Genomic DNA, 11348 nt, shown 5'->3' with positions numbered 1-11348 from the left:
CTCCTAGGGAGTGTCTGAATAAAATTTTTAATCTAGTACCCGAGATTAAAGATTACTATGATCTTTACCAACTGCTCCTATTTCATCTACAAGAGAAGAATACTGGGCATTTTTGGAGCTTAATTCAAGATGCTTTACCTCATCTCAATCGCACCTTTAAAACAGCTTTGAACACGTTTATTCGCTATAAAAACTACATCACTAATGCCATTGAATTACCTTATTCTAACGCTAAACTAGAAGCTACTAACAAACTCATCAAAGACATCAAGCGCAATGCCTTTGGATATCGGAACTTTGACAACTTTAAAAAACGGATTTATCTCGCTTTGAATATAGCAAAAGAGAAGACGACATTCGTCTCCTCTCGCGCTTAGCTATAAGTCACCCACTACAGTTGACAAAGGGTCCAAAAATCAAAAACGTTAGTGTATTCTTTTTATCTATTCTTGATAATTTTGAAACAATATGCTAACATTAAATTAAAATGTTAGCATATTGTTTAAGAGGTGGCAGATATGGATTTGTTAGAGAAACCTGTCTATCGTTATATCAAGCACAATCATGGAGTGATAACCTTCCGTGAGATAGAAGAGCTTCATTTTTCTTACCAAGAACTAAAACAATTAGTCGCAAAAGGCAGTGTAGAATCTGTTGAAAGAGGTATCTATCATCTTCCTGATACCTATATTGATGATTTCTTTAGCTTACAGTATCGTTTTCCAAAAGGAATTTATTCCTTGGAAACCGCTCTTTGGTTACATGGTCTTTCTCTGATCGTGCCTTTTGAGCCTGTAATGACATTTCCATTTGGAACAAACACAACATTAATCAAAAAGGCAGGTATCAAACCAATTATTGTCAGAAGTCATCATGAAATTGGGAGGATCAAATTGGAACGACAAGCAGGACAATGGATATCGGTTTATGATATGGAACGAACTTTGGTCGAATGTCTACGGACGACCTACCACCATATTGATATTCAGATGATTGCTCCTGCGTTTAAGCGCTATTTTGAGAAAGAAAATGTGAATCTACCAAAACTGGTTGAATACGCGAAATTATTTAAGGTAGAGAAAAAATTATATCCTTATATTGAGGTGCTATCATGAAATTTTCGAATGCGAATAGAGAGTGGGACAAAAATCGGTAAATCGTCAAAAAAGACGATTTCAATTTTGTCGTCCCACCTCCGCAGTAGGGATAGATTTATGATTGTGAACTAGATTTAAAAAAAGTTAAAACGCACCAAATCTGGTGCGTTATGCTGTTTTTTATGTTATAATAAAAATAACTAGAGGAGGCTTCTTATGATCGGAGAAAATATAAAATCTTTACGAAAGACACATGGTTTGACACAGCCAGAGTTTGCCAAAATTGTTGGTATTTCACGCAATAGCCTCAGTCGTTATGAGAATGGGACAAATTCTGTTTCGACAGAGCTGATAGACCGGATTTGCCAGAAATTCAATGTTTCGTATGTCGATATTGTAGGAGAAGAAAAGATGTTGACACCAGTAGAAGATTATCAATTGACACTGAAAATTGAAGTCATCAAAGAACGTGGCGCAGCGATTTTATCCCAACTGTATCGCTATCAGGATAGTCAAGGGATTGCCTTTGATGATGAGACCAATCCATGGATTTTGATGAGTGATGACTTGTCAGATCTTATCAATACCAAAATTTATCTTGTCGATACTTTTGATGAAGTGGAGCGCTACAATGGTTATTTGGATGGTATTGAGCGGATGTTACGTCTTGCACATCATCAGGTGGTGGCTTAATGGCATTGGAAGACTATCATCAAGATGACTTTGACCTCGCCTTAAAACGAACCATTCGTTCCTTAACTCGTGGTAAAACGGCATCAGTTAACCCAAAAACCATCTTACTTGGTGGGCAAAGCGGAGCAGGAAAAACAACGATACATCGTATCAAGCAGAAAGAATTTCAAGGTAATATCATCATTATTGACGGTGATAGCTATCGCTCTTTACACCCGAATTATCTAGCTTTGCAAAAAGAATATGGTAAGGATAGTGTGGATTATACCAAAGGTTTTGCAGGAAAAATGGTGGAACATCTTGTCGATGAGCTAAGTAAACAAGGTTATCATTTATTAATCGAAGGAACATTGAGAACGACGGAAGTCCCACGAAAAACAGCTCAGCTATTGACAGCAAGAGGTTATCAAGTGTCATTGGCATTGATTGCGACAAAGCCAGAGTTATCCTATTTAAGCACTCTAATTCGCTATGAGGAACTTTATGCCGTAGAACCCAGCCAAGCTAGAGCAACTCCTAAAGAACATCACGATGGTATTGTAGAGCACTTAGTTGATAACTTACGAGAGTTAGAAAACGATAAACTCTTTGACCAGATTCAAATATATCAGAGAGATAGAGCCTGTGTCTATGATTCTAAAATTGATGACAGCTCAGCAGCCAGTGTGCTACAAGAATGCCTCTTTGGAAAATGGAGCAAGGTAGAAGAGGAGATGTTGAAGGATGGGGATCATCATTTAGAGAAGTTAATGGATATGAATAGTGATAATTAACTGAATACAATCATACTATAGTAGGTAAAGTTTTCACTTTGCTTTTCAATCTTTAAGTAATGTTAGTAATCATCAAAAGAAGAATTATTTTTATCAGTGATTATTTTTTGAATTTGTAATTTTTCAAAATCAATTTGTTTTAGATTCCAGTTATAATAAGACTGCTCCATAAGCAGATTGAAAATTAAGTAATAAATACTGCTCTGTCCTAGCTTATTTAATTCTTTATTTTTGGATTTTTGTAGGGTCTCTTTTGCAAATTTTCTTTTTATTTTTAGTTTTTGAAATTCTGGATAATGAATAAAATCATTTAAAATATAAAAATATTTAGCATCTTCTAAAAGGCTGATTATATGTGTTTGGTAATTTTGGATAAAATTCAATATTGATTTAAATAAATATTTTAAGACGACCCTATATCTAATTTCATCCCCGATTATATAATATTCAACAGCACCGAGAGTAAAGTAATCCTCTGGATTTTCATCTAGTAGTTGACATAAAAATTATGTGCTTAACTTCTTTCTTATCAAAAGACTTTAAATATATAATTAAATCAGATATATTCGGCTCTTTGTCAACTGTAGTGGGGGACGAAAAGCTAAGTTCTGGAGAGAAGCTGATTAGTTCTCTCTTTTGCTGTTCAAGATAAAATAAATCCGTTTCTTAAAATTAGGGAAATTGCGATAGCCAAATTCTTGGTGCTTGATATCTTTGATAAGCTTGTTAGTTGCTTTGGGCATAGCGTTTGAGTAGCCTAACTTGAGTGTATTCGTAATGTAGGACTTGTATTTTTCAAAGGTCTTAAAAACAGTGAAAATAGTGTGTTGATTGTATCTTTGCAGTCGTGAATCAATTCAAAAGGAGCAAACGAATCTTTAGGTGTATTTATAGAACCATTTCTAAGCGTATATTAATCCTTTTGATAACATAGTATCATTTTTAGGCTTATAATCTTTTATTAAAAATATAGAAATTTTATCTGTGTTATGAATTATTAAGATGTCAATTTCTTTTTTGTTTATGGTTAGTCTGTTTTTAATCGGATGAAGGCTGAAGGGGTGATTGCTATTTATGGTATAATAGGTTAGAGATATACTTAGTTCAGAATCTATTATATTGGAGATAGATATGCTATTTAAGATATGTATGATCGAAGATGATTCGGATTTGGCAGCAATTGTAAAAGAACACCTTGTTCGATATGATTTTGAAGTGTCTATTTGTAAAGACTTTAAGCATGTTGATCAATTTATTAAGGAATATGCTCCTCATCTGATTTTGTTGGATATTAACATTCCCTATTACGATGGCTTTTATTGGTGCAATGAGATTAGAAAAATAACTAAGGTTCCTGTCATCTTTATGTCTGCAAGAAAAGAAGATACTGACCAAGTCAGAGCTATTATGAGCGGAGGAGATGATTACCTTATCAAACCTTTCTCACATGACTTACTGCTCGCCAAGGTTAACTCACAGCTGCGGCGGACCTACGGTGAATATGCTCATAATGAATCTGAAGTAATCTGTGGGGATTGCTCTTTTAACAAGCTCAGATTTACCTTGATGTGCCAAGATAATCAAGTGGATTTATCTAAAAATGAGGCTATCTTAATAGAGCTTTTGTTTGATAGTTATCCAAACGTGATTAGCCGTGAAAAATTGTTGTCAGGAATCTGGGATAGCGAGCTTTTTGTAGAAGAAAATACGCTAAATGTAACGATTAGCAGAGTTAGGAAAAAACTGAACGATTTGAACTCGCGATTAAAAGTCACAACCGTGAGAGGTATGGGCTATAAGGTGGAATATGAAGCGTAAAAGTGTCCTAAAATTATTCATTGCAGACTGTGCTCCTCTGTTTTTGGTTAGCTTTTTAACTCAAGTTATTTTCTTTGGACTGTTGTTGTATATTAAAGGAATCTGGCTTGAAGAGGTTTTTTATTTCAGCTTTTTAGTCTTTGTGATCTTGCTCATTTTATTTATCATTAGGTTTTATAAAAGAGGGCGAGTATATGAAAAATTATTGCTGAAAAGTGATAACTTAAGCGACTATTTAATTCAAAAGCCTAGAAGTTCATTTGAAGAAAGTTTTAATCTGATGATTGATAACTTGATTATGACTAATAATCTAAGGGAAATAGAGCAAAAACAAGATAAGAAGTTACAAAAGGTAATGATCTACCGATTTGTACACCAGATTAAAACTCCGCTGTCAGTATTAAGACTAACTAGCGAAAATCTGCATGATACAATTGATTATCAAACGGTGCGCAGGAATATCAGCACGATTGAATATGACTTAAATCAGATGCTAGACATCTATAGGTTAGATGATTTTAAGAATGATTTTGTCTCTGAAAAGGTATTCTTAAAAGACATCTGTCGAGATAGTATCAATGGGCTGAAAGATTATTTCATCACCTCACAGATTTATCCTAAATTAGCTGTTGATGATACACTATATGTTTATTCCGATTCGAAATGGTTAAAATTGATTATCCATCAACTTCTGACAAATGCTATAAAATACAGCGATAAGGGACAAACAGTAACTGTTTGTGCCGAAAGAGAGGAAGATCATGTTTTCTTGTCTGTTAGAGATGAGGGGATTGGAATCGAAAAAGCGGACTTACAAAATATTTTTGACTTGTTCTATGTAGGAAAAAACGGAAGAAATACTGCTGATTCAAGTGGAATTGGTCTCTATATTGTCAAAAGAGTTGTCGAGCATTTAGGGCATGAGGTAGAGGTAAACTCCAAAGTAGATGAAGGAACTACAATGACGATAAGATTTTAAGGAATTATATTCGGTAACGTGACAAAATTGTAAGGTTCTGTCATGTTATCGGATTTTTGTTTTGGAGCATGCTTGGTAAACTATACTTGTAAAAGATAGATATCATTAATGATAGACGCTGTTTAAAATACTTGAAAGGAAGCATAACATGATACTAACAGTTTCAAATTTAGAAAAAACATACAAGGGAAAGGTATCTTTCAGAGCTTTAAACGACATCAATATGGAAGTGGCAGAAGGAGAATTCATCGCCATAATGGGTCCCAGCGGAAGTGGGAAAAGTACCTTTTTAAATGCTATATCAACCATTGATAAACCTACGGGAGGTTCTGTTTTCATTGCTGGACGCAATCCTTATGATATGAATGATGAACAGCTATCAACCTTCAGAAGAAAAAAATTGGGTTTTGTCTTTCAGCAGTTTAATCTTATCAACACGTTAACGGTAGGAGAAAATATCCTATTGCCGCTCACTCTAGATAATGTGCCCTTGGGTAGCATGAAAGCAAAGCTTAAGCAAATCAGCGAATTTTTAGGCATTTCCCACTTACTCAATAAAAGAACCTATGAAATTTCAGGCGGACAGGCGCAAAGGGTAGCTATCGCCAGAGCTGTCATAAACAATCCATCAATTTTACTGGCAGATGAACCTACCGGAAATTTAGACTCGAAATCAGCACGAGATGTGATGAAGCTTTTTAAAAAGTTAAATGAGTCCATGAAGGTAACGATTATCATGGTAACACATGACCCCAACATTGCGGTTTACTGTGATAAGACTTATATCATAAAAGACGGTAATATTTATATGGAAATCATCAACAGAAATAATGCTGAAATCTATCGAAAAGAAATTTTGAATACGATGAGCCTGCTTGGAGGTGATGACATTGACACTATTTGATTTTGCACTAAATAATATAAAAAGAGACTTTAGAGCCTATTTATACCATTTTCTAAGCTGTACTTTTTCTGTCTTTATCTTTTTTCTCTTCACAACCTTGGCCCAGCATCCAGCCTTAGACATTGTGGATTCAGAGGGTACGATTGGCCTCGTCCTATTTCTAACGCGTATCGTCTCCGTAGCTTTTGCCTTTGTTCTGATTCTGTATTCAGTAGGCAATTTCTTGAAAATCCGAAGCAAGCAATTTGCCATCTTAAATATTGTCGGGGCCAGCAAGAAACAGTTTAGTAAGCTGATTTTCCTTGAAAATATGATTCTATCAATATCAGCCATGTTTTTAGGGATTATCATGGGAATTATTTTTTCTAAGCTCTTCTTAATGCTAGCGCAACAAATGATAGGCAGATTAGACCTTAACTTTTACTTTCCGCTGGTGGCAGTCATACTAACCATAGTGTTCATGGGAATCTTATTCTTGATAATAGCCCTACTTGCTCCAGTCATTCTGAGAAAGAAAAAAATCATCGATCTTCTAAAAAAAGAAGAAGTGACGGAAAAAAATCATTTTATCCTATCCTTGCTAGCTATCGTATTAGTTTTACCCCTAACAGTATACTTGCATGTAATCTCTGGTGAGACACCGTCAATTCTTGCCTATGTATTAGATTTATTATCTTATGTAAGTAGCACCTACTTTATCTGCTATCTTATCTTTACCATCTATGCCTCTGTCATGAAAAAGAGTGGACGGCTGTACAGAAAGCAAAACTTGGTGACTGTGAGTAATTTTAAATATAAAATCAATACGAATATCAAGACAATGACTGGCGTTGTGATTTTATTTAGTATCGTCTTGACTTCTCTCGTTTATATTGTTGGAGCACCTAGAAATATTGCGCAGGACACAAAAAAAGTAGTCCCTTACTCTTATATGTACGCTAATTGGGAAAATCAAGCAGATGGCGCTAAAAAGGCAGATATCCTTTCTAAAACATTATCCGAGACTGCTGACTTTAAACAGCTGACTATTGACTATGCTCAGCTAAAAAGTAACCTTAGAACGACCAGACATATTATCTTATCCAATACCATGTACAATGCAGTCGCCGACTTTTTGCATAGAAATAAGCTCAACCTTACAGACGACAGCTATTTTCTGGTTGGAGTGGATGGTAAAGCAGAGCCAGTTTTAACAGATAATGTTAAAGAAAAATTATCAAGCTATCACATCACAAAGAAAAGTGGCTTAGATAAGAGAGTGATTGCCTTATCAGGCTATTTTACAAGTGTTACCGTTATCTCCGATAAAAAATACGAAGAGCTATCCCAGAAATTAAACAAAGACACCATCTATGCCTTTGACCAAGTTCGCTATCAAGAGGATAAGGCAGGAAAAATGGAAGCACTGGAGAAAGCGATAGGATTTGAAAAAGGAAAAGAAACCTTGATATCGTATTATATGTATTATGATAATGAAAGTTTGACCAGAAAGTTAGTCTCTTATGTTGGCAGTATTTTATGCGTCTCCTTTTTAATCGGAATGGCCAGCATTATCTACTCAAGACTCTATTCTGCTCTAGAGGAAGAAAGTAAGAAGTACAGCATCATGATGAGGATTGGCTTAAGCCAATCACGTTTAAAAGCCGTTACAGCAAGTACGCTTAGGTGGCTGTTTCTAGCGCCATTTGCAATTGCCCTCGGAGTATCTTGGCTCTTTGTGACCATTATCAATCGGGCCACCTTAACGTCTTATACTGAACTAGCTTTTATCTGCTATGGTGTGTGCACCGTCATAGAAATTATCTTATATCTTATCGTCAAGGACAAATACCAAAAGCAACTATTTAATAGTATCTATAATAAATAATGGCTAGTCTATAAAAGTTGTTTAGGAAAGACCGATGTGTTATATAAGCAAAAGGTCCGCAAAAGCGGACTTTTTTAGTTACTTTTTGAGAGTGTTGAGCTTAGTGAGTTTATTCACTTAATAGAGAGCAGATATGGTAAAGTTCAGAATAGTTTGAAATAGTTTGAAATAGTTTGGAAATAACTTAAAAAAGGTTCGGGATTTTCAGAAAAATTACAAAAACATTTGACAAAATAGACAGGGGGAAGAGATAATACCGTTGTAATAGTTAATACTATTATGATTAAAACTATTTTTGGGGAGATTCTACCAATGGAACGAAAGAGAAAATTTAATTGGTACGGATTAAAGCAACGGCAACGCTTTTCAATTCGTAAGTACCACTTTGGTGCGGCTTCTGTTTTACTGGGGGCTTTCTTAGCCCTAGGGACAAATGCAGCACAGGTAAAGGCTGATGAGGCAATTGCACCAGTCACTGTAACGACTACTGCTCAAGTAATAGATTCGACTGCAGCTGAAGCTCAGTCAACAGTATCTGTAACAGCTCCGACAAGTGATGCGGCAACTTCTGACTCAGAAGTGGAAGTATCTTCTGCAGCAGCATCTGCATCGCAATCAGCAAATCCAGCAACTCCTGCAGCATCAACGCAAAGTGAGCTCGGCCAGCCAGCAGATTCAACTGTAGTTGAAAGCTCTATTCCTGCAACAGCTGAAACAAGCTCACAAGTTAGTGCACCAGCAGCGTCAGAACCTAGTCCAGCTGCATCCACCTCACAGGCAGCAAGTCCAGCACTTACAGCGGACAAGTCTGCAAAAGAGACATGGTCCGCGGCTGCAGCCACAGAAAGCCTAGCAGTAAATACAACCACACCAATCACTAAATCTGAAACGATAAATACAACAGACCTTGCTAGTCAGTCAACAGCTTCTGATGATACTAGTCTATTGGCACCTGCAGTATCTGTAACGCAAGCGACAGATACTCAAGCAGCCTTTGCTGTTGCACTTGAAGAAATGCGCCAGCAAGGATTGGTAACTGAACCTCAAACTAAGGATCTCCAAACAGCTTTTGCTGCAGGTCTTTTAGATCCTGACCAAGTTAAACAACTCATTGCTGTGTTTAGCGGTGAGAGCTTGCCAGCACCAAGTTTATTTACAGTTTTTATGGCTGAAGGAAGGGGTGAAACACCACCATCATATGCCCCTCACCTTCATAAAGGAAAGATATTCCTCTTCCATCAAAATGCCAATACAGCAACCAACTTAATCAATGGTATTTATTTGGCAAATGAGGGTGCGATAAAGAATAGTGATGGTACATATGATATTATCTACCAAATTTATCTCAAAAATATTACAGATCCCTATGCTGCCATTATGATTAGCACAGACGCTAATGCTAAGGTGAAGCAGTTCTATTCATGGAATAATCAAGGTACTGTGAAATATCCTACAGGTGTAGATAGTTTTGCTGGCACAGATGGTGACCAAACTTATTCAAATTCACCGCTTCTTTTTTCTGATGCAGCGGGGTCAATTAACTCGACTAGCGGACTTGGTTATCGTGTGATTGTCACAACGACATCAGCTACTGGTACTGGTTTGACCATCAATGTCGCTCAAGCACAAACAGAGGCAGAAGCTCGCAGCATGGCTGCAGGCGGTGCTGCGGATGATACTTCAGCCAAAGATTCAACAAGTATCTGGTTTCATAACTATGCTGTTAACCAAGGACCTAATATCCAACCATCATTTTACTTCTTACCGATCGGCTTGACCTTAACACCATCATCAAATGTCCGAGTTATTGTTGAAGAAAATCCACAATCAACAAGTGGTTATACAATTACCCGTCTTGAAGGGGTTACCGCTGCATTCGGTGCAACTGGCAGAACTATTGGGACAACTTCTAATACGCTTACCAATTGGCTAGGAAGCACTGATATTACACTAGATCCTCATACAGGAATCATCACCGGTACTGTAGGAGCTAAATCAGGAGGCCGTGAAGGCACAACTGTTTCAAGTATCTATGCAGAAGCTGTAGACGATACTGGTATGGGTCGTTCAGACCAAAATACTGCTATTGGTATTGCCCAAGTTAGCGTTGAAGGCTTATCTGCTATGAAGAATGAAGGGGATACTTTCACACAAGATGAACTATTTCGCCTCATTCGCTTCCGTACTTATATGGGAACTAGCTATGGTACAGAGCCATTAGATGTGACCATGAACAATGGTAATTACTTTAAACAGCCTGCTTTCAATGTCTTGGACAATAGTACGGCTTTGGTTGCTAAACCCTATTATGACTTTGTTCAAAAGATGGAACTTTTGGATTCTATTGCAGTCGATGGTACAAGCAACACAGCACGTATCAAGGTTACTTACGGCAACACTCAAACAGGTGATACCCTTGGTGAGATGATTTATACAGTCACTTACGGTTACTCAAAATCACCTACAGTAACACCAAAGCAGCCTATTGTTACTATTGAACCTGATTCAACACATAATATTGCTGATGATGTTACAATTGCAGATGCTGACAGCTCAGGTTACCGTAGTGAAACGGTAACGATCACGGATACTAATAGTGATGTTGTTTATCAAGGGCCATTAGGAAATATTAGTTTGGCAAATGAAGGAACATACACAGTTAAGGTGGATGTGACCGATAGGTCTGCCGATCAATACAGTGGCAGGACGACTAATATCGGATATGATGAGGGAACTGCTAAAACTGTAAACCTGCTTGATACTGCCATTCATGACCTGAGTGCTTCTGGTACATACACAATTAAAGTTGTCAACCAAAAGGCAATAATTAACTTTGTCTTAGATGGTCAGACAAAGCCGGATAAAAGCATTTCAGAGTCAGGCAAGGGCAATACAGCTATTCCTGCCGTTAACTATACAACTGAGTTAAATAACTATAAGAAACTCGGTTATGAAGTGGCTAGTGACAACTTTAACGGCAGTGGAACATTTGATGATAACTTTACGACTGACCAAACTTTCACAGTTGTGCTTCGTGAACGCCTTGAACCGTTTGACCCAAGCACTCCACCAGTCCCAGGCCAACCGGTCAATCCTAACGATCCTAACAGTCCCGTATGGCCAGATAATGTGAAGGATCAGCTAGGCACCGAAACAGTTACCCGCACAGTCAAGTATGTCTATGCGAAAGACAATTCGCAGGCTGCACCTTCAGTGG

At 37.1% G+C, this 11348-nt stretch carries 10 protein-coding genes and 2 pseudogenes; 9 read left to right on the top strand and 3 right to left on the bottom strand.

Annotated elements, in window-relative coordinates; genetic code table 11:
- The 4 genes from SCSH_RS02710 to pezT form a co-directional block, all read left to right on the top strand.
- Positions 1 to 377 (top strand): transposase (locus SCSH_RS02710; protein WP_193743673.1); only part of this gene is annotated, 377 nt, incomplete at its 5' end.
- Between the two features lie 141 nt (positions 378 to 518).
- Entirely contained in the window at positions 519 to 1115 is a 597-nt protein-coding gene (locus SCSH_RS02705) for a type IV toxin-antitoxin system AbiEi family antitoxin domain-containing protein (RefSeq protein ID WP_057490359.1), read from the top strand.
- Positions 1116 to 1313: 198 nt separating this feature from the next.
- The gene (gene pezA, locus SCSH_RS02700; protein ID WP_057490358.1) at positions 1314 to 1790 is read left to right on the top strand and encodes a type II toxin-antitoxin system antitoxin PezA; all 477 of its coding nucleotides are present in this window, start codon (positions 1314 to 1316) and stop codon (positions 1788 to 1790) included.
- Positions 1790 to 2563: a type II toxin-antitoxin system toxin PezT gene (gene pezT, locus SCSH_RS02695; protein ID WP_057490357.1), complete on the top strand. Its 774-nt coding sequence runs from the start codon at positions 1790 to 1792 to the stop codon at positions 2561 to 2563. The genes pezA and pezT overlap by 1 nt, the downstream gene beginning before the upstream one ends.
- A 62-nt stretch (positions 2564 to 2625) precedes the next feature.
- Here the strand turns inward: pezT and SCSH_RS02690 are convergent, their stop codons facing one another.
- From SCSH_RS02690 to SCSH_RS11355, 3 genes and pseudogenes are all read right to left on the bottom strand, one after another.
- Positions 2626 to 2946 carry a hypothetical protein gene (locus SCSH_RS02690; RefSeq protein ID WP_057490356.1) on the bottom strand — a complete coding sequence of 107 codons (321 nt, stop codon included), beginning with the start codon at positions 2944 to 2946 and terminating at the stop codon, positions 2626 to 2628.
- A 218-nt stretch (positions 2947 to 3164) separates the two neighbouring features.
- Positions 3165 to 3425: pseudogene (locus SCSH_RS11225) on the bottom strand (transposase); the annotation flags it as partial.
- Positions 3411 to 3591: pseudogene (locus tag SCSH_RS11355) on the bottom strand (ATP-binding protein); the annotation flags it as partial. The pseudogenes SCSH_RS11355 and SCSH_RS11225, both read right to left, overlap by 15 nt.
- 103 nt (positions 3592 to 3694) lie before the next feature.
- Between SCSH_RS11355 and SCSH_RS02685 the strand changes: the two are divergent.
- From SCSH_RS02685 to SCSH_RS02665, 5 genes are all read left to right on the top strand, one after another.
- On the top strand, positions 3695 to 4381 hold the full coding sequence (locus tag SCSH_RS02685; protein WP_057490355.1) for a response regulator transcription factor: 687 nt from the start codon (positions 3695 to 3697) through the stop codon (positions 4379 to 4381).
- On the top strand, positions 4371 to 5360 hold the full coding sequence (locus SCSH_RS02680; RefSeq protein WP_057490354.1) for a sensor histidine kinase: 990 nt from the start codon (positions 4371 to 4373) through the stop codon (positions 5358 to 5360). Before SCSH_RS02685 ends, SCSH_RS02680 begins: the two co-directional genes overlap by 11 nt.
- A gap of 148 nt (positions 5361 to 5508) precedes the next feature.
- Positions 5509 to 6264 carry an ABC transporter ATP-binding protein gene (locus tag SCSH_RS02675; protein WP_057490353.1) on the top strand — a complete coding sequence of 252 codons (756 nt, stop codon included), beginning with the start codon at positions 5509 to 5511 and terminating at the stop codon, positions 6262 to 6264.
- Positions 6245 to 8131 (top strand): FtsX-like permease family protein, encoded by a 1887-nt coding sequence (locus SCSH_RS02670; RefSeq protein ID WP_238581365.1) that lies wholly within the window; start codon positions 6245 to 6247, stop codon positions 8129 to 8131. The genes SCSH_RS02675 and SCSH_RS02670 overlap by 20 nt, the downstream gene beginning before the upstream one ends.
- Before the next feature lie 312 nt (positions 8132 to 8443).
- A partial coding sequence (locus SCSH_RS02665) for a YSIRK-type signal peptide-containing protein (RefSeq protein WP_082581936.1) occupies positions 8444 to 11348 on the top strand: 2905 nt, incomplete at its 3' end.

It is taken from the genome of Streptococcus orisasini, from assembly GCF_001431045.1.
Taxonomy (GTDB): domain Bacteria; phylum Bacillota; class Bacilli; order Lactobacillales; family Streptococcaceae; genus Streptococcus; species Streptococcus orisasini.
This window is presented reverse-complemented; position numbering and strand designations above follow the sequence as displayed.